This window comes from Stenotrophomonas sp. AR029, from assembly GCF_047520695.2.
GTDB classification, from domain to species: Bacteria; Pseudomonadota; Gammaproteobacteria; order Xanthomonadales; family Xanthomonadaceae; genus Stenotrophomonas; species Stenotrophomonas sepilia.
In genome coordinates this window covers 73744-95359 of sequence record NZ_JAXBQQ020000004.1, presented here as the reverse complement: position 1 = coordinate 95359, position 21616 = coordinate 73744, and the positions used below count along the sequence as shown (strand labels likewise).

The following is a 21616-nucleotide window of genomic DNA, read 5'->3' as shown; positions in this document are numbered from 1 at the left end:
CAGTCCATTGAAGAAAACGAAGCCTCCATGATACCCGGAGCAACCTGGCGGACCTTCGCTCAGGTCACCACCACCAGCGGCACCCCACGACGCGGATGCTCCAGCACCACTACATCCTGCTGGTACACGCGCTGCAGGTTGTCTTCGGTGAGCACCTGCAATGGCGTGCCATCGGCCGCCACCGTGCCCTGCTCCAGCAGCACGATGCGGTCGGCATAGCCTGCGGCCAGATTGAGGTCGTGCAGGACCACGATCACGCACGCACCGGCTTCGGCACAGGCACGCACACTGCGCAGCGTGCGCTCCTGATGGCGCAGATCCAGCGCAGCAGTGGGCTCATCCAGCAGCAGCAATGGCGTGTCCTGTGCCAGCACGCGCGCGAACGTGGTCCGGGCGGACTCACCACCGGACAGCTGCTGCACCTCGCGCAGGCGCAGGGCCTGCAGTTCGGCGGCATCGATGGCAGCTTCCACCTGCGCGTCGTCCACACGCGGATCCGGCGGATGCGGCAATCGCCCCATCGCCACCACCTCTTCGACGCTGAAAGCAAAACGCACGCCGTGCTCCTGCGGCATTACCGCGCGCTCGCGCGCCAGCGGCCCCGCCTTGTAACTGGTCAACGGCCTGCCCAACAGGCTCACCTCCCCCGCATCGGCGCGCAGGTCGCCGGCCGCGACCGCCAACAGCGTGGACTTGCCCGCACCGTTCGGGCCCACCAGTGCGGTCACCGTACCCGGTTCGAACGCCAAGGAAATGCCGTGCAGGATCTCGCGTTGCTGGCGGCGCACCACCACATCGTGCAGCTTCAGCAGCACACTCATGGCACCGCCTTGCGGCGCTGCTGCAGCACCAGCCAGAGGAAGAACGGCGCACCCAGCGCGGCCGAGAACAGGCCCAGCGGAATCTCCGCGGGCGGATCCAGCGTGCGCGCGGCCGTATCCGCCACCACGATCAGAAGTGCACCCAGCAGGCCGGACAACGGCAGCAACCAGCGATGGCCGGGACCCACCAGCAGGCGCGCCACGTGCGGCACCACCAGGCCGACGAAGCTGATCGAGCCCGCAAACGCCACCGCCGCCCCCACCAGCAGCGCGCTGAACGCAACCAGTCGGCGCCGCGTGCGGGTCACATCCAGCCCCAGATGCTGGGCCTGGCGCTCGCCCAGCGCCAGCATGTCCAGCGGCGTTGCCAATCGTTGCAACGCGAACACGCCAATCGCAAACAGCGGCACCACCGCCACCACATCGGCCCAGTTGGCACGTGCCAGCGAGCCCATCTGCCAGAACACCAGCGACTGCAGTTCGCTTTCGCTTGCGATATAGGTGAGAAAACCGATCAGCGCCGAACAGAACGCCGCCATCGCGATACCGACCAGCAGCAGCGTCGCATTGCCACTGCCCTTGCCCGGCCGCGCCAGCGCATAGGTCAGGCCGATGGCCAGGGCGCCACCGACGAAGGCGGCAACCGGCACCAGCCAACCGGCGGCGCCCGCAGCGCCGAGAACAATGGCAGCGACTGCCCCGAGCGCAGCACCTTGGCTGACACCGACGATGCCGGGGTCGGCCAGCGGATTGCCGAACAGGCCCTGCAGGCTGGCACCGGCCATCGCCAGCGAGGCGCCAACCATTGCGCCCAACAGGGCGCGCGGAATGCGCAGCTGCCAGACCACGGCCAGGTCGCGACTGCTGACCGCCTGTGGGTCAAGCAGGCCCAGCTTCACCGCCAGCGCCTGCATCACCTCCAGCGGTGGCAACCGCAACGGACCCACGGCGAACGACGCCAGCACTGCCCCCAGCAGTGCCAGCAACACCACCATCAACATCGCCCGCCCGCGACGGCGGCGCCGATCCGCCGGACTCATGCCTTCGGCAACGCTGCCAGGGCCTTGGCCAGTGCCAGCGCGCCCGCACCAGAACCCACGCTGGTGTACTTCAGCTGCACATCCGGCATCACCCAGACCCGATTGGCCTGCCCGGCCGGGGTCTGCCTCAGCGTCGGGTACGCCTTCCACAGGCCTTCGGCACCACCGAACAACTGCAGGTCATGCTCGGTCACCAGGATCACTTCCGGTGCCGCCGCGACCACGCCCTCGTTGCTCAGCTGCGAGTAGTTCTTCACCCCGGCCTCGGTGCCGATGTTGATGCCGCCGGCCAGGGCGATCAGCTGCGCCGAGGCGCTGTCGGCACCCGCAACGGTGGGCGAGCCGCCAGCGCCGGTCGCCGATACGTGGATCAGTCGTGGCGCATGGCCCAGGCCCTTGCCAATCGCTGCAGCCTCGTCGAGCTGGCGCTGCACCTGCGTGGCCAGTGTTTGCCCCGCTTCGGCCAGCCCTAGTGCCGCAGCGACCTTGCGCACCTTGTCCGGCGCCGGCTGCAGGTCATCGATGACCACCGCCGGCTCGCCCACCTCGCGCAGCTTTTTCGCCAGCTCGGTGTGGCGGCGTAGGCTGTTGCCGAGGAACAGCGAGCCCTGCAGGCTCAGCACGCCTTCCACGCCCGTGGTGCGGTTGAACAGGAACTGGTGCGGGGCAGCCAGGCCGGCCTGGGTGGTGGTGTTGGTTGGCGCAGCGAATACCTGCTTGCCCAGCCCCAGCGCCTCGATCACCGCGATGACGTCGTCACCACCGGCAATGATCCGGCTGGTGTCGGACACTTCAATGTCAGCACCGTCATCGGAATGCACTTTGGCCGGCAGCACGGCCCTCTGTTCATGCACCGCTGGCATCTCGGCACCGGCCACGCGCTGCCAGCCTGCCGGCAACGCGGTTTCGGCAGCAGCTGTTGCGGCAGGCGGCTCGGCAGTCTTGTGGCCATCAGACGGCGTTGACGAGCCACTGCAGGCGGCCAGCGCCAGCGAAACAGCCAACGGAAGCGCACACGGGCGCAGACGGGACGCGATGTTCATGGACGTTCTCCTTGCTGGCAGGGCGACGCGCACGCCGCCCTGCCCTGTGACTTACTGCTTCGGGGTGATGCGGGTGATGCGGTCACCCTTCGGATCTTCGGTGCCACGTGACTTGTTCACCGCGAACACGTTGCCCTTGCCGTCGGCACGCACATGGTTCGGAAGGGTGCCGCCATCGAGGTTGGCCACCACCTTGCCGTCGCCGTTCACCACCGTGACCGTACCGGCGCCACGATTGCTGACATAGGCCAGGCCGGAGGCAGCATCGAAGGCGACGTTCAGCGCGCCGGCGCCGACCGGCACGTCATGCAGCACCTTGCCGGAAGCCACATCGACGATCAGCAGGTTGTCGGTGCCCTGCGAGGCCACGTACAGGCGGTTGCGTGCTGCGTCGAAGGCCACGCCAGAGGCGCTGATCGAATTGCCCAGGTCGATGACCTTGTCGACCTTGCCGCTGGCGACATCGATCACCGCCGCTTCCGGCGTGCCGATGCTGACGGTGAACAGCTTGCCGCCCTTCTCGTCCAGCACCAGGCTCATCGGGGTGAACTTGCCATCATCCACGCCGGACTCCAGCGTCACCTGCGGCAGTTCCTTGAACGTCTTCGCATCGAACACCGACAGGTGGTCCTCACCCGTGGCCGAAGCGAACACCTTGCCGTGGGTGCCGTCGACCACCACGTCGCGCGCATGCGGCACGGTGTCGACGGGGAACTGGTGGACCAGCGAGAGGTCCTTCTGGCGGTAGACCGCAATCGAGTTCTGCCGGGTATTGGTGACCCAGACATTGCCATTGGCGTCATCCACGCCCACACCGTAGACCGCATAGACCGCGCCGTTGGTGCTGCCCGGCACCTGCGCCGGGGTGATCGCCTTGATCACCTTCAGCGACTTCGGATCCAGCTTCAGCAACTGCGACTGGGTCACCGGCGGACGGCCCACCGCCGAGGTGACGAACACCGCGTTGCTGGCGGCGCTGTAAGCGGACTGATACAGCCCCGGCACCAGCTTGTTGGACTGGGTGGCGAACTGCGCCTGGCCGGACAGCGGCAGCTGCGGCGACACACGCAGCTTCAGCACCGTGGCCGCAGCCGGCTGGCTGGCGCGCACCACCACTGGGTGGGTGCCCGGCACCGCATCGGCCGGAATGCTCAGCTGGGTCTTGAAGTTGCCGTCGGCATCGACCACCAGCGGCTGCGTGTTGAGCACGCTGTCGCCACGCAGCAGGCTGACCTTCTGGCCCGGCACGAAGCCCCGGCCGACCACGTCGGCGGTGCTGCCGGGAACCACGTTCTCACCGCGCGAGACGACCTCACCCTTGAAAGTGGCGTTGGCCGGCTGATCGAACACCGGCTGGGCGGTGGCGGTCACCGCCAGCAGCAGACCGGCGGCGAGAGAGGTGAGACGGAAAGACGGATGGAACGACATGGCAGGCTCCTTGCACACGTAGGCCGCGCCACGTGGCGCGGGATTCATCGGTTGCCTGGGCCGCTGCACGCCGGCAGCCTCGCCTGGGTAGTGGGGTCGCACGGCATGGCGCGCGAAGGCATTCATTCGGCGGCGCTGTCCCCGCCATTGGGCGCGCCATTGCCGGCGCTGCGGTCGGACACGCCATACAGTTCATGCAGCGCAGCGTGGAACGATGCCGGCAGCATCGGGCCGTGGCCGAGGCCATCGAACTCGCGGTACTGCACGCTCAGGCCCGGCACCTTGCCCAGCCGCTCGGACAACTGCATCGCCGCATCCGGGGTGGCGCCACTGATCCGGCGCAGGTGCGCAACCACGCGCGGGTTGCTCATATCGCGCTTGCCGCGATCACCGACGCGCTCGGCGCCGCCCAGCATCAGCCAGAGCTTGGCCGGCTGGCCGTGCACGTTCTGCACGAACTGCTGCTCCGGATCACCCAGCGCCGCGCCCTGGCTCCACCACAGCGACGGACTGGCTGCCAGATAGGACTGGAACGCGGCAGGTCGCGTGTACAGCGCATTGAGCACGAATAGCCCGCCCAGCGAATGGCCCCACAGCGCCTGCTGCTGCGTATCGATGCGTGCGCGACGCTCGACTTCCGGCTTGATGCGGCGCTCGATCACATCAAGGAAAGCCGCAGCGCCGCCGCCGACGGCCTGGGTCGTGCCGCTCTCGTCGTCGGCACGGTCGATCCACGCGGTGTAGTCGCGGGTACGCGCCCTGGAATCGATGCGCAGGTCGTTGTCGTAGCCGATCAGCACCAGTACCGGCGGTGCCTTGCGCGCAGCCAGCTCGGCCAGCAGCCGCTGGTCCAGCACCATGGCCACGGCATTGCCATCCAGCGCGTACAGCACCGGGGATGGGGTCTTGCCGGCCCTGGCCGGGATCGCCAGGTTCACCCGCCAACGGCGCTGCTGGTCCGGGCTGTCCACCACGAAACGCTCGAAGCGATAGGTGGCCGCCGGCTCGTCGAGCACGGTGTGGCCGATCTTCTGCAGCGGATTACGCTGCTGCGCATGGGCGTAAGGAGTGGCCAGGAGTAGACCCATCATCATGGCAGCCAGGCCGCGGGCCAATGGGCCACGGCGCGAAGGCAGGACGAAAAGCTTCATCAGTGGCGGCAGGAGCGGCCAAGGCCGCCGGTTCTCAGGGGACCGCAGTCTACCTTAAACGCGAATGATTATCACATCGATCAAACGTCACGCTGTGTATCACGCGCGCGATGCATTCATTTTCCCGGTTGCGCCGGAAACACCGGATCCACTATTTTGCCGGGCAGCGGGGCGCAGGAGCGCCCTTCCCTCGCAGGGCTGCGGATGGATGGGCAATCGAGTCGCCGGCCGCGCCCTGTCCTTTGCCAAACCCATCCACGCATGGCGTGGATCTACTGACCACCATCCACGGGAATGAATCCCGTGACTGCGAGAACACCTTGAAGCGCACCGCCTTGATCGCCCTTTCCCTCGGCCTGCTTGCACCGCTGGCCGCCCATGCCGCACAGGATCTGCCAACGCTCTACCAGGCCTTTGAAGAGGCCGGCAATTCGTCACTGGGCATGGAAGAACTCAACCAGACGGTGACATTCACTGCCGTTGCCCTGGGCGTCTCCAGCAACCTGGCGGGCGAGCCGCTGATCGAGGCCGGCGACGACCAGGGCAATGTCCTGGCCCGGCTGACCAGCGACGACGAGCACCAGGCGGCCAAGCTGGGCGCGCTGGAAGAAGGCGCGACTTTCACCGCAAGCTGCACGCTGCAGTTCAGCTCGGGAACGGACTACCTTTCCTTCGGCGACTGCAGCATCAAGTAAGAAAGAAGCCGGCGAAACGCCGGCTTCGTTTTCCCGCCCTGTAGAAGTCGAGCCATGCTCGACTCACGCAGTCTCACGGCCCCGCAGGCACCGGGCCGTAGACGTTCTCCTGCGGTGTACCTGGCAGCAGCGCGAACACGAAGATCACCAGGCCACCGAACGGAACGAAGGCCAGCAGGTACATCCAGCCCGACTGGTTGCAGTCGTGCAGTCGGCGCACGGTGACGGCGATGACCGGCACGAACGTGGCCAGCCAGAACACGACGAACAGGATGATCGACGCGATGCCCAGCACGTCGGACTGCATCACCAGCCCGGCGATGAGCGGCACCATCAGCACGGCGGAGACGATCAACAGGAACAGCTGGAACATCCAGTACTCGCGACGGTTGGCACGACCCTCGAACTGGGCATAACGCTTCAACGGCAGAATCATTTCCTGCACGGCATCAATCCTTGAAAAAGTAGCCGCGCAGTGTGCCAAAGGAGCGCCCGCAGGACAATGTGGTGACGAACCACACTCGACTGCCATTACCCCTGTAGCGCCGAGCCATGCCCGGCTGCTGTTTCCGCAGGTGCTGCTGGGTCGGTCCAGAGCGGAGTCGAGCATCGCTCGATGCTACATAAGCCAGCTCAACGGCCCTTCGCGGCCCTCGCCGCCTCACGTTCGGCGCGCAGCCGATCAAGCTTTTCCTTCAGCTTGATCTCCAGGCCCCGCGGCACCGGGTTGTAGTACACCCGTTCGCCCATCGCATCCGGGAAACCGGTCTGGTCCAGCGCGATGCCCCCCTCGGCATCGTGGTCGTACTGGTATTCGGCGCCGTAGCCCAGCTCCTTCATCAGCTTGGTTGGCGCATTGCGCAGATGCAACGGCACCTCTTCGGTACCGCTCTGGCGCACGTCGGCCTTGGCCTGGTTGAACGCGGCATAGCCCGCGTTCGACTTGGCGGTGCTGGCCAGGTACAGCACCAGCTGGGCGAACGCGAGCTCGCCTTCCGGGCTGCCGAGCCGCTCGTAGATGTTCCAGGCTTCCAGCGCCATGCTCTGCGCGCGCGGATCGGCCAGGCCGATGTCCTCGATCGCCATGCGGGTCAGTCGACGTGCCAGGTAGGATGGATCGCAACCGCCATCGAGCATGCGGGTCAGCCAGTACAGCGCGGCATCCGGATTGGAACTGCGTACCGACTTGTGCAGCGCTGAGATCTGGTCGTAGAACTGCTCGCCGCCCTTGTCGAAGCGGCGGGTACGATCGGCCAGCACCTGGGTCAGGGTCTGCGGGGTGATGCGACCCCCTTCCCCACCCGCCAGTTCGGCGGCGATTTCAAGAAGGGTCAGTGCGCGGCGCACGTCACCATCAGCGGCAGTGGCGATTTCCAGCAGCAGCTCGGGCGCAACCTCGATACCCTCCTCGCCCAGGCCGCGTTCGCGGTCGCCCAGCGCGCGTTCCAGCGCCTCGACGATATCGGTTGGCGATACCGCTTCCAGCACATGTACGCGGCAACGCGACAGCAGCGCCGAGTTCAGCTCGAACGACGGATTCTCGGTGGTGGCACCGACGAACAGGATCGTGCCGCGCTCGATGTGCGGCAGGAAGGCATCCTGCTGCGCCTTGTTGAAGCGATGCACCTCGTCCACGAACAGCACGGTGCGCCTGCCCTCGGCGAACCGTTGCGCAGCCTCGGCCAGCACCTGGCGCACTTCCGGCAAGCCGGACAGCACGGCGGAGATGGCACGGAACTCGGCATCGGAGTACTCGGCCAGCAGCAGTGACAGCGTGGTCTTGCCGCAGCCCGGCGGGCCCCACAGGATCATCGAATGCACGCGCCCGGATTCGACCGCGCGACGCAGCGCGCTGTCCGGCGCCAGCAGGCGCTTTTGCCCGACCATTTCGTCGAGGGTGCGCGGGCGCATGCGCTCGGCCAGCGGGCGCAGATGTTCCCGATCAACGCTCAGCAGATCGGGGCCGGGGAAGGAAGTTGAACGATGTCTTGCCACCCGCACATTGTACCGCGACAAGGTGACGACGGTTCCGGTAGTGCCGGCCGCTGGCCGGCAGATCAAAATTGCGTCAACCAAGGTTGACACCCACCAAGGCGGTGCCGGTTGACACCCACCGGAGCAGGTGGCGCCGGGTCATGCCCGGCATCCTCGGTCAATTACCGATGACGTCCGTGCCCTTCGGCGGGGTGAAGCTGAAGGTGCCAGCGGCGAAGCCCGGATTGCGCTTCCAGCCACTGAAGCTGATCACGGTGCGCTGTCCGACCGCGTCGGTGATCTCCATCTTGGCCAGGCCCTGGGCATTGAAGCCCAGCGCGGCGTACTGGAAGCTGGCTTCGGTCTCGCGCTTCGGCGACAGCGACAGCCATTGCAGGCCATCACGCTGCGCAGCCTCTTCGCTGACGTCGTACTGCTGTTCCAGCAGCGCCGGGTTGATCAGCGCAGTCAGCGGGCTGTTCTGCTCTTCCTTGCCCTGCTCGCGCACGGTGACCTGCTCCAGGTCCGGCTCGTACATCCAGACCTTCCTGCCGTCAGCCACGATCAGCTGTTCGTGCGGGCGCACGTATTCCCAGCGGAACAGGCGCGGCGCCGACAGGGCCACGCGGCCACTGGTCGATTCCTTCACCTTGCCGCGGCTGTCGAACACCTGCTGGCTGAACTGGCCATCCAGGCCCTTCAGGCCACTGGTGAAAGTCTTCAGGTCATCGCGGGCACCGGCCCAGGCACTGCCGGCAGCGGCACAGGCGACGGCCAGGGTAGTCGTGGCAAGGAAACGGCGGAAGAGGAAGTTCATGCGGAAATCCTGTGGGCGCGGGCGCCAGGAAAGGTGGTTGCCAGTGTGCCCGGGGGAAGATGAATGGGCGATCAGGGCGACATTATGCCGCCCTGAACGTCCATCGGCGATTCAGCCGCCCGAGCCGGGCAGCTTGCCGTACAGCACCTGCCCACGGAAGCCGCGCCGCACCTCGCGATACAGCGCGCGGAACGCCGGATAGTCCTGCGGCTGGCACAGCGCCTCGGGGCCACGCACCGCGTTCTGCTGCAAGCGGTGATGCACGATCACCTCCTGGCCCTCGCGGCTCCAGTCCACCCGGTATTCGCCAGCGGCATTGGTAAAGCGCTGGCTGGCCGGAATGGCGATGATCGGCGCATTGGCCGGGAACTGCAGGCGATAGGTTTCCTCGCGCAGGCTGGCATTGCAGTAGAACGGCGTCTCGTTGGCCGGCGCCGAGGCGGTGGCGTACAAGCCACGCACCGACTCGCCCCCCGGCGGGTCCGGCACGGCCATGCCGCCGGCCACGCTGAAGTCGGCGTAGTCCTCGGCCTGGAAGGCCATGCGGTAGCCGAACGGCCGGGTCAGGTCGACCGGTACGCCCTGGATCTGCAGCTGCCCTCGCCCATCGAAACCTGAGGCGGCCATGATCTGCTCCTCAGCGCGCGCACGGTTCTGCGCGTTGAGCTGTGAGAACTGCGCGCGCATGCCGATCTCGGCGTTCTCGCCCAGCTTCGGAATCGTTTCGCCGCGCAGGTTGCCGTTGGCATCAAACGTGAAACGCACTTCCATCGACGTCGCATTGCGCTCCGGCGTATTGGCCGGGGTACGCGCCAGCGTAGCGTCCCGGGTACGCATCACCGGCGCACCCAGGTCACCTTCCGGCAGCTGCCCGAAGCGTGCCCACGCGGTGGTCGAATCCAGGTAAAGATCAAACTCGGGGATATAGGTGATGGCGTGGTTGAAGCGGCCCAGCACCGGAATCTTCGGCAGCGTCGGGCCGCCCCCCGCACCGATCAGCACCGGCGAGCTGGCGATACCCTTGGCCGCCAGCAGCGCCTCGAGGATCGTCACGTGGTCCTTGCAGTCACCATAGTGATTGTCGAGGATGCTCTGCGCGCTGTTCGGCTCCAGGCCGCCGTTGCCCAGGTACACCGCCACATAGCGGATGTTCTGCGCGACCCAGCGATACAGCGCATCAGCCTGTTCGCGGCGGTCGCTGATGCCGGCGGTGATCTCATCAGCGAGCGCCTGCAGCGCCGGGGTCACCTGGGCCGCCGGGCCCGCCTTGAGCTGGTAGGCGCGCCCCATCTGCGACCAGTCACGATACGTGCTGGCCATGATGTTCGGGCCGAACTCCCAGCCCGCCGCCGACCAGTTCTGCGCCGGCATCGCCTCGCGGCGCTGGTAGCGCCAGCGCCATTGCGCCTGGCCATTCTTCACTGTCGGCCGGTCACTGCCCTGCACGCCGCGGCTGTCGACGAACATCGGCAGGTTGGCCGGCGCACTCAGGGTGACCTCGGCGTCCTCGTACTCGGTGAAGACGTTGAAGGTCTCCCACAGGCCGAAATAGCCCGGGAAGTACGGCGTAGCCTGGGTGCGACGCACCTGGTAGTACAGGCGCGTGCCCGGGGCCAGGTTCGGGAACACGATCACCCGCACCTTGCGGTCGGCATACATCGCCGCCGAAGCGCTGGAGTAGCTCTCCTGCGTGTAGATACGGTCGGCCGGAACGTCGCGGCGCTGGCCGTCGGCAGTGATGGTGTAGGCGCCGAGCACTTCCAGCGTTTCCATCTTCTCGCTGTAGCTCAGCCGCACCTGGCTGAACTGCTCGACGGAGGCCTTGGTCTTGAGCAGGACTTCGTAGGTTTCGGTCTGCACATTGCCCGCATCGGGCCGCACCTGGTAGTCGGCGCGGTAACGGACAATGCTGAAATTATTGCTGGCTTCGGTATCGCCGCTGGTGGATGGCGGCGCCGTGGCGGGCGCGGAGGTGGCGGTTTCTGCCAGTGCCGGGCCGGCAGCCATCAGGGCAGCCAGCGCCAGCGCCAGCGCGCTTGGTACGGGGTGAAGCATGCGTCGGTTCCTTGGACGTCGTGGGGGATACGTCGGGTCTTACTTCGGCGGCGGCGGTGCCAGCACCGTGCGGTCGCCGTTGTGCTCGGGCGGGCTGACCACGCCGGCCGCTTCCATGGCCTCGATCAGTCGCGCTGCACGGTTGTAGCCTATCTTCAGCCGGCGCTGCACGCCGGAAATCGAGGCACGGCGGGTCTCGGTGACCACCCGCAGCGCTTCGTCATACAGCGGGTCGGACTCGTCGCCGGCCGCACTGGTCTCGGGCAGGCCAGTGGCGCCGACGACCACGCCGTCGCCCATCGTCTGCACTTCGTCCAGCACGCCGTCGACATAGTCGGCCGGGCCCATCGCCTTGAGGTGCTCGACCACGCGATGTACTTCGTCGTCGGACACGAACGCACCATGCACGCGCTCGGGCAGCGCGGTGCCCGGCGGCAGGTACAGCATGTCGCCGTGGCCCAGCAGGGTCTCCGCGCCAGACTGGTCGAGAATGGTGCGCGAGTCGATCTTGGAGCTGACCTGGAAGGCGATGCGGGTCGGGATGTTGGCCTTGATCAGGCCGGTGATCACATCCACCGACGGGCGCTGCGTGGCCAGGATCAGGTGGATGCCAGCCGCACGCGCCTTCTGTGCCAGGCGCGCGATCAGCTCTTCCACCTTCTTGCCGACGATCATCATCATGTCGGCGAATTCGTCGATGAAGATGACGATGAACGGCAGCGTTTCCAGCGGACGCGGCGCCTCGCCCAGCTCCGGGTTCGGCTTGAACAGCGGATCCATCAGCGGCTGGCCGGCGTCCTGGGCTTCCTTCACCTTCTTGTTGAAGCCGGCCAGGTTGCGCACGCCCACCGCGCTCATCAGCTTGTAGCGGCGCTCCATCTCGGCCACGCACCAGCGCAGGCCGTTGGCGGCCTCCTTCATGTCGGTGACCACCGGCGCCAGCAGGTGCGGAATGCCCTGGTAGACGCTCAGCTCGAGCATCTTCGGGTCGATCATCAGCATCCGCAGGTCTTTCGGCGAGGCCTTGAACAACAGGCTCAGCACCATCGCGTTGACCGCCACCGACTTGCCCGAACCGGTCGTACCGGCCACCAGCAGGTGCGGCATGCGCGCCAGGTCGGCCACGGTCGGGCGGCCGGCGATGTCCTTGCCCAGCGCCAGGGTCAGCACGCTGGCCGATTTGTCATATTCCTTCGAGCGCAGCAGCTCGGACAGGAAGATCATCTCGCGGGTGACGTTGGGAATTTCCAGGCCGATCACCGACTTGCCCGGGATGACGTCGACCACGCGCACCGACTTCACCGACAGGCCGCGCGCGATGTCCTTGTCCAGCGAACTGATCTGGCTGACCTTGATGCCCGGTGCCGGCTCGATCTCGAAGCGGGTGATGACCGGGCCAGGGTTGGCGCCGACCACCTGCGCATCGATGCGGAAGTCCTTCAGCTTGAACTCGATCTGCCGCGACAGGGTCTCCAGTGTCTCTTCGTCGTAGCCCTTCGGCTGTGGCTTGGGATCATCCAGCAGCGCCAGCGGCGGCAGGTCGGAACCATCGCCGTTGACGCCACGGAACATCGGAATCTGGGTATCGCGCTTGGCGCGATCACTCTTCTCGATCACCGGCTCAGGGCGCGGTTCGATCTTTACCGGCTCGCGCTTGGCGCGCACCTCGGCGTCGGCCTTGCGCACTTCCTGGCGCTCCTCGCGCATCACCCGGGTCTGCTTCCACTCGCTGACTTCTTCCTTCTTGCGCTCCAGCAGCGGTGCCAGCGACATTACGCCACGGCCGATCTTCTCCATCACCGTGAACCAGGACAGCCCGGTGGCCAGGGTGATCGAGGCCAGCAGCAATACCAGCACGAACAGGTTGGCGCCCAGCGCACCGAAGCCCACCGTGAGCGAATTGCCCACCAGCTTGCCGAGAATGCCGCCGGCACTGGCGACATCGCCACTGAACAGGCGCACGTGCAGGAAGCCGGTGCCGGCGATCAGGAAACCGACCAGACCGACCAGGCGCAGCGCCGGGTCCAGATCGTTCTCGCCCTTGCTCTCGCGCTTGAGGCCGAACATGGCGATCCACGCCAGTGCGCCGAGCACCACCGGCAACAGGAAAGCGATGTAGCCGAACAGCTGCAGCAGCACGTCGGCAATCCAGGCCCCGGCGCGGCCGCCGAGGTTATGCACCGGCGCGACCACGCTGCCGGTATGCGACCAGCCCGGATCCGTGGCTGAATAGGTGAACAGACTGGCCGCCAGGTACAGCAGGGCCGGCGCGATGGCGATCAGGCCCAGATCGCGCCAGAGGCGCTGGCGGCGTGGATTGTCGGTCGTCGCCGCCGCGGCCGTGCGACGTGACGCCTTGCTGTCGTCCGACTTGGAGCGTTCAGGGACCTGCTTCGCCACCTTAGACCATACCTTTGGAATGCGCTGTTAGTGATTGATAATAAATGAGACGGCGTCAGTTTTCAGTTATGCGACGTCGGGCAAGGCAATCCGAGGCCCGGAACCACCGCTGGATGACGGCGTTCTGTTCATCGGCTTGAATCGCCCTGCCCCAGCCGCCACTCTATGAGCAGCCATGGATGCTGCGCAAACATCGCCAGCGCCTTGTCCCATCTACCTTTTCGCGAGTTTACATGAGCACCAGCCTGCCCTCCCGCCACCAGCGCCTCGTCATCCTCGGTTCCGGCCCGGCCGGTTGGACCGCCGCCGTCTACGCCGCCCGTGCCAACCTGAAGCCGGTCGTCATCACCGGCCTGCAGCAGGGTGGCCAGCTGATGACCACCACCGAGGTGGACAACTGGCCGGGTGACGCCCACGGCCTGATGGGCCCGGACCTGATGGCGCGCATGCAGGCGCACGCCGAGCGCTTCGAGACCGAGGTCATCTTCGACCATATCCACACCGCCGACCTGTCGCAGCGCCCGTTCAAGCTGATCGGCGACAGTCACGAGTACACCTGCGACGCGCTGATCATCGCCACTGGCGCCACCGCCAAATACCTGGGCATCCCGACCGAAGAGACCTTCAAGGGCCGCGGCGTCTCCGCCTGCGCCACCTGTGACGGCTTCTTCTACCGCGACCAGGACGTGGTCGTGGTCGGTGGCGGCAACACCGCCGTGGAAGAGGCGCTGTACCTGTCCAACATCGCCCGCAAGGTCTACCTGGTCCACCGCCGCGACACCCTGAAGGCGGAGAAGATCATGCAGGACAAGCTGTTCAGGAAGGTCGCCGAAGGCAAGATCGAGACCGTCTGGCACCACCAGGTGGAGGAAGTGCTGGGCAACGATGCCGGCGTGACCGGCGTTCGCGTGAAGTCCACCCTGGACGGCAGCACCCGCGACATCGACGCACACGGTTTCTTCGTGGCCATCGGCCACCATCCGAACACGACCCTGTTCGACGGCCAGCTGGCGATGAACAACGGCTACCTGGAAATCCGCTCGGGCCTGGGCGGCAACGCCACCCAGACCTCGGTGGAAGGCGTGTTCGCCGCCGGCGACGTAGCCGACCAGCACTACCGCCAGGCGATCACCTCGGCCGGCTTCGGCTGCATGGCCGCACTGGACGCCGAGCGCTACCTGGACGCGCAGGGCAAGGCCAGCTGAGTCGAGCCATGCTCGACCCCGACCAAAGGCCGGCGCGAGAGCGCCGGCCTTTGTGCTTTCAGTAGTGCCAGGCCATGCCTGGCAGACCGAAGCCTGCCCTCACGCCCGTACGCACGCCTGCGAAAACTCGACAGGTGCCGACGCAACCCCGTCTGCGTCCCTGAGGAGCGCACTCCAGCGCGCGACGCCCGTGCCGATGCCATTACAGGCAAGATTAATCACCACCGGCTGCATCGGATCGTCAAAAGTCTGTGTCGAAGAGGAGCACGCACCCGCCTCGGAACAGGTCGTCAGCGAGAGTTCACCGACAGCGGGTATTGAGGATTCCCGGCATAGCGGACTTCGATGTCACGGGCCGATTGAACCGGCACATTGGTATCTGGGATCGGATGCAGGACCAGCGGCTCGCAGGTCTTGCCTGCTGCCCACAGGCGATAGCCCTTCTCCACCCCTTTCATGGACGCCGAGCGAAAGACGGGGTCCTGCAAGGCAGCCACATCGTCAGGATTGGAGTGGTAGGCGGTTTCGATGATCACCGAGGGCATCTTTCCGATGCGGTTCTCGCCGTGCCTAGCCGAAGTCGAACTCTCGCGAATCGGGAAATCCTGATAGCCAGGCTGCGCGCGTATGACTTCCCGCATCGAACACAGGATGCTGTCCGCCAAGGCCTTATCCTGCGGTTTCGCCTGATGGTAATAGACCTCGGTTCCACGCAGACTGGCTGAATCGCTGCCATTGGTGTGCAGGCTCAGCATCACATCCACACCCAGATGGTTTGCGTAGTTGGGGCGAGCCCGTATGTCCTCTTCCTTTTCGCGAGCAGACTCTGGACTGTTCGGAAACTCATTCCACATGTCGGTGCGTTCGGGGAAAAGCGCTTTGAGGTGGTAGCGGGATGACATGTGCTCCCATGGCTTCCCGGACTCCGGATGGAGTTCCGTGGAGCGGCTCCGTGCCCGGTGCACCGTCAAGCCGCTACGTTGTTCCATCAATGCTTGCAGTTCGTCACCAAACAGTGGACTCAGCGTGTCTTCCTGAATGCCGAGAGGCGCTGGACGCTGAAACTTCCATTCTCTGCTGGGATGCAAGCTGATGTAGCCATGGCTTGCTGATACCAAAGCTGAGGTATGCGTCGATCTCGCCCGCGCCTGCGGCGGAACGGCGAGATCCTCCGGGTAGTACTCCTCAAGGGTTCTTCCGTCGAATAGGAAATCAATGTCGTTCACAATCAGTCCTGACTTTTCGGCATAGAACCTCAACGAGGACGCCATCGGAATCAGGAAGAGCTCGTCATAACCCCGATCGGGGCCAGGAAGATATCCAGGCCCAAAGCTGATCACCATTGATCTTGCCTTCGCATTGAGACGGATGCTGACGCTGACATGTCGCAGCTCACCCCTCTCCTGCAAATGACGCGTCAACTGGCTCCCAACTTCACGCTCCAACAGCGCAACCACCTCCGCGTAGGCACCCGGATCCTCAAGCACTTTTGCTGACTGATCTCCAGAAGCCCAAACAGGTGACACAAAGAACAAGCCACACGCGACCACGGCAGAAGCAAGCTTCAATCCCTTCATTGTTGATTTCTCCATGTGGTGGGATGCGCGCCGCTCATGCAGCGCCCCGCCACCCTGCCGATCCGTACGCCGGCGATTCCGCACCCAGCGCACATGGATGGAGAATTCAAATTTTCCTCACCTCCAACCGAAACAAACCAACCCAGCCCCGCCAACACCATTCGTGATCCACCTGGCCTATCCTTGCCAACCATGCCCTCCCCCCGCTTCCTCGACTCCCTGCAGTCCATTCCCGCCACCAACTGGGATGCCCTGCACGACGGCCAGAATCCGTTCGTTAGCCACGCCTTCCTCTCAGGCCTGGAACAGCACGGCTGCCTGCGCGAGGACTGGGGCTGGCAGCCCCGGCACTTCACGCTGTGGGAGGGCGAGCGCCTGATCGGCGCCATTCTGGGCTACCTGAAGACCAACTCCCACGGCGAATTCGTGTTCGACCATGCCTGGGCCAACGCCTATGCCCGGCATGGCCGCGACTACTACCCGAAGTGGCTGGGCGCGGTGCCGTACTCGCCGGTCACCGGGCCGCGCCTGCTGGCCCGTCACGATTCAGATCGCACCGCATTGCTGTCGGTGTTGCGTGATTCACTGCCAGCACTGGAGGTGTCATCGGCCCATATCAATTTCCACACCGCAGCTGACGAGGCGCTGTTCGGCGATGACTGGCTGCTGCGCGAGGACGTGCAGTTCCAGTGGCAGAACCCGGGTGACTGGGCGACATTCGACCAGTTCCTCGGCGCGATGAACCACAAGCACCGCAAGAACATCCGCCAGGAACGGGCCAAGGTCACCCGCCAGGGCATCACGTTCCGCGTGGTGCATGGCGACGAGGCCAGCCGCGCCGACCTGCAGGCGATGTATCGCTTCTACCTGCAGACCTTCCTTGAATACGGCAATGCCCCGGCGCTGACCGAGGCTTTCCTGCGCCATCTGGCCATTTCATTGGGACGTGGGCTGGTGCTGTTCCTGGCCGAGCAGGAAGGCCAGCCGATTGCCGGCGCACTTTGCCTGCGCGGTGGTGACACGCTGTACGGTCGCTACTGGGGCGGCGCCACATTGCCCGGCCTGCATTTCGAAGCCTGCTACTACCAGGGCATCGAATACTGCCTGCGCGAAGGCCTGAGCCGTTTCGAGCCGGGCGCCCAGGGCGAGCACAAACTGGCGCGCGGCTTCCTGCCAGCGCTGGTGCGCAGCCGGCATTGGGTGGCCGACGCGGATTTCGCCGAGGCGTTGCAGGAGTGGTGCCGGCAGGAGCGGCGCGATGTGCGGCGGTACCGGCAGGAGCTGCTGGGGCACAGCCCATTTCGGGCGGACGGGTGACCAGCCAACCAAGGTTGGCATCTACCGCGGCATTCGCGCGGGGCCGCGACGACTACAATGCCGGCATGACCCGCCAGCTGCCCTGGCGCCTGGCCGATGCGCCGGACGCTCCCTTCCCTCCGGCCGAGACCGCACTGCGCCAGCCCGACGGCCTGCTCGCGGTGGGTGGCGACCTGCATCCAGCGCGTCTGCTCAACGCCTACGCAGGCGGCATCTTTCCGTGGTTCAGCGAGGGCGAGCCGATCCTGTGGTGGTCGCCTGATCCGCGCATGGTGTTCCGCACCGACGGCGTGCACCTGTCCAGCCGCTTCCGCCGCCAGCTGCGCAGCAGTACATGGGAGGTCAGCGCGGACACCGCCTTCAGCCAGGTGATGCGCGCCTGTGCGGCGGCACCTCGGCCCGGCCAGGACGGCACCTGGATCAGCCCGGCCATGGTCGAGGCCTACAGCCAGTTGCACGACCTCGGCTTCGCCCATTCCTTCGAAGTCTGGGACCGTCAGTCGCTGGTCGGCGGCATCTACGGAGTGGCCATCGGGTCGATGTTCTTCGGCGAGAGCATGTTCAGTGGCGCCAGCGGTGGTTCCAAGATCGCGCTGGCGGCACTGGCGTCCACGATTCACGGCTGGGGCTGGGAGCTGATCGACGCCCAGGTGGAAAATCCGCACCTGCTGCGGATGGGCGCCGAACACCTGCCGCGCGCGGAATTCCTGCAGCACGTGCGCCAGGCCGTGCGCCATGACGGCCGTGAAGGCTCGTGGACACAGGCCGTCGGACGCTTGCCAGCCCGGCATTTGGCCGGCGGTTAACACAAACTTTGCAAGCTGGGCCGGTCACGCGTAAAATACCGCGCCTTAGGCCCAGCGTGGCCGTTTTCTGAACCGCACAGGACTACATGTCGAAAGACGATTCCATCGAGTTCGAGGGCACCGTCAGCGAGACGCTGCCGAACACCACTTTCCGCGTTCGTCTGGAAAATGGGCACGAAATCATCGCCCACATCTCCGGCCGCATGCGCAAGAACTACATCCGCATCCTCACCGGTGACCGGGTCAAGGTTGAAATGACCCCGTACGACCTGACCAAGGGTCGTATCACCTACCGCATGAAGTAAGCGGTCGGCGCGGTGCGCCACTTCGACAAGGCCAGCCCTGGTTGCTGGCCTTTTGTCATGCCTGCAATCCGGCCCTGCCGGAAGTCATCGTGACCGAACTCACCGTGACGTCGGTCAGCCCTGCTTGCGGCAGATTCGCATCTGCATCCGTAGCAGCATCGTGGGACCCGGTCCAGTCCGGACCGCCCCCCCCTGCCCTGCCATGAACATGCTCCCGCTGACCGCTCTGCTCGTCGCCCTTGCCGTGTCCGCCAGCGCAGCGCCCGTGCACGCCGCCGACACTCTTTCCACCTCCAGTGACTGCGTCCAGCTGGGCAGCGACCAGCAACTGGTGCGCGCCGGCGCCTCGCGCAACATCCTGCTGCGCAATGGCCAGGACCACTACGTCGTGCATTTCCAGGACGACTGCTCGGCGGCAGGCTACTCGCGGAAACTGAGCTTCGCCACGGACGGCCAGCAGGGCCTGCTGTGCGCTGCCGGCCGCAGCCAGCTGCTCACCGATTCCAGTCGCTGCATCGTGTCGCAGATCGAGCCAGTCGACGAGGCCACCTTCAAGAAGAAGGCCCGCCAGCGCAGCCGCTGACGGGGCACATGGCAAGGGCGGCCGAAGCCGCCCTTGTTGTTTCAGGTCCACCGAGCCAGGCCCGGTGTCAGCTCACTCCACAGTCGCCGGCAGCAGGCGCTCCGGTTCGGCCTGGGTTTCGACCACCAGCTCGTCGTCGCGCACATCGATGCTCACCTTGCCGCCGTTGACCAGCTTGCCGAACAGCAGCTCGTCGGCCAGCGGACGCTTGATCCTGTCCTGGATCACCCGGGCCATCGGACGCGCACCCATCAGCGGGTCGAAGCCGTGGTGGGCCAGCCAGTCGCGCGCGGTCGGCGTGGCCGACAGGCTGACGTGCTTGTCCTGCAGCAGCATCTCCAGCTCGATCAGGAACTTGTCGACCACGCGCAGGATGTGCTCGAAGCCCAGCGCCTGGAACTGCACCACCGCGTCGAGGCGGTTGCGGAATTCCGGGGTGAAGCTGCGCCGGATGGTCTCCATCGCATCGGTGGCATGGTCCTGCTTGGTGAAGCCGATCGAGCGCCGCGAGGCCTGCGCCGCGCCGGCATTGGTGGTCATCACCAGCACCACGTTCTTGAAGTTGGCCTCGCGACCGTTGGTATCGGTCAGCACGCCGCGATCCATCACCTGCAACAGGATGTTGAAGATGTCCGGGTGCGCCTTCTCGATTTCGTCCAGCAGCAGCACGCAGTGCGGCGTCTTGACGATCTTCTCGGTCAGCAGGCCGCCCTGATCGAAGCCGACGTAGCCCGGAGGGGCACCGATCAGGCGGCTGATCGAATGCGGCTCCATGTATTCGGACATGTCGAAGCGGACCAGCTCGATGCCCAGCTGCAGCGCCAGCTGCTTGGTCACCTCGGTCTTGCCGACACCGGTCGGGCCGGCGAACAGGAAGTTGCCGATCGGCTTTTCCGGATTGCCCAGGCCCGAGCGGGCCAGCTTGATCGCCGAGGACAGCGTCTCGATGGCCGGGTCCTGGCCGAAGATCACCATCTTCAGGTTGCGCTCCAGGTGCTGCAGCACGTCCTTGTCGGTGGCACTGACCTGCTTGGTCGGGATCCGCGCCATCTTGGCCACGATCGCCTCCACTTCCTCGACGTCGATCAGTTCCTTGCGCTGCCCTTCCGGCAGCAGGCGCTGGCGGGCACCGGCCTCGTCGATCACGTCGATGGCCTTGTCGGGCAACAGGCGGTCGCCGATGTGCTTCACCGACAGGTCAACCGCCGCCTGCAGCGCCTCGTCGGAGTAGGTCACGCCGTGGTGCAGCTCGTACTTGGACTTCAGGCCCTGCAGGATCTCGTAGGTCTCGCCAACGGTCGGCTCGACGATGTCGATCTTCTGGAAGCGGCGGGCCAGTGCCCGGTCCTTCTCGAAGATGCCGCGGTATTCCTGGAAAGTGGTCGAACCGATGCAGCGCAGCTCGCCGGAGGCCAGGGCCGGCTTGATCAGGTTGGACGCATCCATGGTGCCGCCCGACGCCGAGCCGGCGCCGATGATGGTGTGGATCTCGTCGATGAACAGCACTGCGTTGGGCACCTTCTTCAGCGCGGTCAACACACCCTTCAGGCGCTTCTCGAAGTCGCCACGGTACTTGGTGCCGGCCACCAGCGCGCCCAGGTCGAGCGAATAGATCACCGCGTCGGCAAGCACGTCGGGCACCGAGCCCTCGACGATGCGGCGGGCCAGGCCCTCGGCGATGGCGGTCTTGCCCACGCCGGCCTCGCCCACGTACAGCGGATTGTTCTTGCGGCGACGGCACAGGACCTGGATGGTGCGCTCGATCTCGTCACCACGACCGACCAGGGGATCGATGCGGCCGGACCGGGCCTGTTCGTTGAGGTTGCTGGCGAACTCGGTCAGGGCATCACCCTTCGGCTCACCCTCCCCGCCTTCCATGCGGCCCTCGCCGTCGGAGGAGGAGGAGGACGGCTGCTCGCCTTCCTCGCCCAGCTTGGCGATGCCGTGGGACAGGTAATTGACCACATCCAGCCGGGTCACATCCTGCTGGTTGAGGTAGTAGACGGCGTGGGAGTCCTTCTCGCCGAAGATGGCGACCAGCACGTTGGCGCCGGTGACCTCCTTCTTGCCCGAGGACTGCACGTGGTACACGGCCCGCTGCAGCACGCGCTGGAAGCCCAGGGTCGGCTGGGTATCGCGACCGTCATCTTCGGCCAGGCGCGACACTGAGGCCTCGATGGCCTGCTCCAGCTCCTGGCGCAGGCGTTCGGCGTCGGCACCACAGGCTTTCAGGACGGCCTGGGCGGACGGGTTGTCGAGCAGTGCCAACAGCAGGTGTTCGACCGTCATGAACTCATGCCGGGCCTCACGGGCGCGCTTGTAGCACTGGCCGATGGTGTGTTCGAGGTCTTTGCTGAACATGGATTACTCCGGCGGCAGATGGGAACAATATGCGGCCT

18 protein-coding genes are annotated in these 21616 nt (G+C 65.8%); 6 read left to right on the top strand and 12 right to left on the bottom strand.

Features of this window, described 5'->3' with window-relative positions; all coding sequences use genetic code 11:
* Positions 1–59: 59 nt before the first annotated feature.
* The 5 genes from ACM0PB_RS14435 to ACM0PB_RS14415 form a co-directional block, all read right to left on the bottom strand.
* Complete coding sequence (locus tag ACM0PB_RS14435) at positions 60–821, bottom strand: heme ABC transporter ATP-binding protein (RefSeq protein ID WP_164229445.1); 762 nt, start codon at positions 819–821, stop codon at positions 60–62.
* Positions 818–1861, bottom strand: coding sequence for a FecCD family ABC transporter permease (locus ACM0PB_RS14430; protein ID WP_164229446.1), 1044 nt, complete (start codon positions 1859–1861; stop codon positions 818–820). The genes ACM0PB_RS14435 and ACM0PB_RS14430 overlap by 4 nt, the downstream gene beginning before the upstream one ends.
* Complete coding sequence (locus ACM0PB_RS14425) at positions 1858–2904, bottom strand: heme/hemin ABC transporter substrate-binding protein (protein ID WP_065184872.1); 1047 nt, start codon at positions 2902–2904, stop codon at positions 1858–1860. Before ACM0PB_RS14425 ends, ACM0PB_RS14430 begins: the two co-directional genes overlap by 4 nt.
* 51 nt (positions 2905–2955) lie before the next feature.
* Entirely contained in the window at positions 2956–4332 is a 1377-nt protein-coding gene (locus ACM0PB_RS14420) for a YncE family protein (RefSeq protein WP_164229448.1), read from the bottom strand.
* A 122-nt stretch (positions 4333–4454) separates the two neighbouring features.
* Complete coding sequence (locus ACM0PB_RS14415) at positions 4455–5483, bottom strand: alpha/beta hydrolase (protein WP_164229449.1); 1029 nt, start codon at positions 5481–5483, stop codon at positions 4455–4457.
* Positions 5484–5803: 320 nt separating this feature from the next.
* Between ACM0PB_RS14415 and ACM0PB_RS14410 the strand changes: the two genes are divergently transcribed.
* A complete protein-coding gene (locus tag ACM0PB_RS14410; RefSeq protein ID WP_005416493.1) occupies positions 5804–6178 on the top strand; it encodes a hypothetical protein in 375 nt (124 codons plus the stop codon).
* A gap of 73 nt (positions 6179–6251) precedes the next feature.
* On the opposite strand, the gene ACM0PB_RS14405 is transcribed toward ACM0PB_RS14410, so the two are convergent.
* The 5 genes from ACM0PB_RS14405 to ACM0PB_RS14385 form a co-directional block, all read right to left on the bottom strand.
* A complete protein-coding gene (locus ACM0PB_RS14405) occupies positions 6252–6623 on the bottom strand; it encodes a DUF805 domain-containing protein (protein ID WP_026346975.1) in 372 nt (123 codons plus the stop codon).
* A gap of 188 nt (positions 6624–6811) precedes the next feature.
* Positions 6812–8089 carry a replication-associated recombination protein A gene (locus tag ACM0PB_RS14400; protein WP_414604393.1) on the bottom strand — a complete coding sequence of 426 codons (1278 nt, stop codon included), beginning with the start codon at positions 8087–8089 and terminating at the stop codon, positions 6812–6814.
* 241 nt (positions 8090–8330) lie between these two features.
* Entirely contained in the window at positions 8331–8969 is a 639-nt protein-coding gene (gene lolA / locus ACM0PB_RS14395; protein ID WP_414604392.1) for an outer membrane lipoprotein periplasmic chaperone LolA, read from the bottom strand.
* Between the two features lie 111 nt (positions 8970–9080).
* Entirely contained in the window at positions 9081–11024 is a 1944-nt protein-coding gene (locus ACM0PB_RS14390; RefSeq protein WP_095378004.1) for a DUF3857 domain-containing protein, read from the bottom strand.
* Between the two features lie 39 nt (positions 11025–11063).
* Positions 11064–13424: a DNA translocase FtsK gene (locus tag ACM0PB_RS14385; RefSeq protein ID WP_005416487.1), complete on the bottom strand. Its 2361-nt coding sequence runs from the start codon at positions 13422–13424 to the stop codon at positions 11064–11066.
* 233 nt (positions 13425–13657) lie between these two features.
* Here ACM0PB_RS14385 and trxB point away from each other — a divergent pair, with 233 nt between their 5' ends.
* Complete coding sequence (trxB, locus tag ACM0PB_RS14380) at positions 13658–14629, top strand: thioredoxin-disulfide reductase (protein ID WP_005416486.1); 972 nt, start codon at positions 13658–13660, stop codon at positions 14627–14629.
* 290 nt (positions 14630–14919) lie between these two features.
* Here the strand turns inward: trxB and ACM0PB_RS14375 are convergent, their stop codons facing one another.
* Positions 14920–16206 carry an N-acetylmuramoyl-L-alanine amidase family protein gene (locus ACM0PB_RS14375; protein WP_414604391.1) on the bottom strand — a complete coding sequence of 429 codons (1287 nt, stop codon included), beginning with the start codon at positions 16204–16206 and terminating at the stop codon, positions 14920–14922.
* A 192-nt stretch (positions 16207–16398) separates the two neighbouring features.
* Between ACM0PB_RS14375 and ACM0PB_RS14370 the strand changes: the two genes are divergently transcribed.
* The 4 genes from ACM0PB_RS14370 (at position 16399) to ACM0PB_RS14355 (ending at position 19217) form a co-directional block, all read left to right on the top strand.
* Positions 16399–17523 carry a GNAT family N-acetyltransferase gene (locus tag ACM0PB_RS14370; RefSeq protein ID WP_414604390.1) on the top strand — a complete coding sequence of 375 codons (1125 nt, stop codon included), beginning with the start codon at positions 16399–16401 and terminating at the stop codon, positions 17521–17523.
* Positions 17524–17588: 65 nt separating this feature from the next.
* A complete protein-coding gene (aat, locus tag ACM0PB_RS14365) occupies positions 17589–18329 on the top strand; it encodes a leucyl/phenylalanyl-tRNA--protein transferase (protein WP_005416481.1) in 741 nt (246 codons plus the stop codon).
* Between the two features lie 86 nt (positions 18330–18415).
* The gene (gene infA / locus ACM0PB_RS14360; RefSeq protein WP_005409596.1) at positions 18416–18634 is read left to right on the top strand and encodes a translation initiation factor IF-1; all 219 of its coding nucleotides are present in this window, start codon (positions 18416–18418) and stop codon (positions 18632–18634) included.
* 202 nt (positions 18635–18836) lie between these two features.
* The gene (locus ACM0PB_RS14355) at positions 18837–19217 is read left to right on the top strand and encodes a hypothetical protein (protein ID WP_065178565.1); all 381 of its coding nucleotides are present in this window, start codon (positions 18837–18839) and stop codon (positions 19215–19217) included.
* Positions 19218–19289: 72 nt separating this feature from the next.
* Here ACM0PB_RS14355 and clpA read toward each other — a convergent pair whose 3' ends face one another.
* The gene (clpA, locus tag ACM0PB_RS14350; protein WP_414604389.1) at positions 19290–21578 is read right to left on the bottom strand and encodes an ATP-dependent Clp protease ATP-binding subunit ClpA; all 2289 of its coding nucleotides are present in this window, start codon (positions 21576–21578) and stop codon (positions 19290–19292) included.
* Between the last annotated feature and the right edge of the window lie 38 nt (positions 21579–21616).

What these genes read in the sequence shown, in the direction of transcription:
- ACM0PB_RS14430 (WP_164229446.1), bottom strand. Translation starts at nt 1,861, where the DNA reads ATGAGTCCGGCGGATCGGCGCCGCCGTCGCGGGCGGGCGATGTTGATG.
- clpA (WP_414604389.1), bottom strand. Translation starts at nt 21,578, where the DNA reads ATGTTCAGCAAAGACCTCGAACACACCATCGGCCAGTGCTACAAGCGC.
- ACM0PB_RS14435 (WP_164229445.1), bottom strand. Translation starts at nt 821, where the DNA reads ATGAGTGTGCTGCTGAAGCTGCACGATGTGGTGGTGCGCCGCCAGCAA.
- ACM0PB_RS14370 (WP_414604390.1), top strand. Translation starts at nt 16,399, where the DNA reads ATGCCCTCCCCCCGCTTCCTCGACTCCCTGCAGTCCATTCCCGCCACC.
- trxB (WP_005416486.1), top strand. Translation starts at nt 13,658, where the DNA reads ATGAGCACCAGCCTGCCCTCCCGCCACCAGCGCCTCGTCATCCTCGGT.
- ACM0PB_RS14420 (WP_164229448.1), bottom strand. Translation starts at nt 4,332, where the DNA reads ATGTCGTTCCATCCGTCTTTCCGTCTCACCTCTCTCGCCGCCGGTCTG.
- ACM0PB_RS14400 (WP_414604393.1), bottom strand. Translation starts at nt 8,089, where the DNA reads ATGCGCCCGCGCACCCTCGACGAAATGGTCGGGCAAAAGCGCCTGCTG.
- aat (WP_005416481.1), top strand. Translation starts at nt 17,589, where the DNA reads ATGACCCGCCAGCTGCCCTGGCGCCTGGCCGATGCGCCGGACGCTCCC.
- ACM0PB_RS14355 (WP_065178565.1), top strand. Translation starts at nt 18,837, where the DNA reads ATGAACATGCTCCCGCTGACCGCTCTGCTCGTCGCCCTTGCCGTGTCC.
- infA (WP_005409596.1), top strand. Translation starts at nt 18,416, where the DNA reads ATGTCGAAAGACGATTCCATCGAGTTCGAGGGCACCGTCAGCGAGACG.
- lolA (WP_414604392.1), bottom strand. Translation starts at nt 8,969, where the DNA reads ATGAACTTCCTCTTCCGCCGTTTCCTTGCCACGACTACCCTGGCCGTC.
- ACM0PB_RS14390 (WP_095378004.1), bottom strand. Translation starts at nt 11,024, where the DNA reads ATGCTTCACCCCGTACCAAGCGCGCTGGCGCTGGCGCTGGCTGCCCTG.
- ACM0PB_RS14375 (WP_414604391.1), bottom strand. Translation starts at nt 16,206, where the DNA reads ATGAAGGGATTGAAGCTTGCTTCTGCCGTGGTCGCGTGTGGCTTGTTC.
- ACM0PB_RS14415 (WP_164229449.1), bottom strand. Translation starts at nt 5,483, where the DNA reads ATGAAGCTTTTCGTCCTGCCTTCGCGCCGTGGCCCATTGGCCCGCGGC.
- ACM0PB_RS14425 (WP_065184872.1), bottom strand. Translation starts at nt 2,904, where the DNA reads ATGAACATCGCGTCCCGTCTGCGCCCGTGTGCGCTTCCGTTGGCTGTT.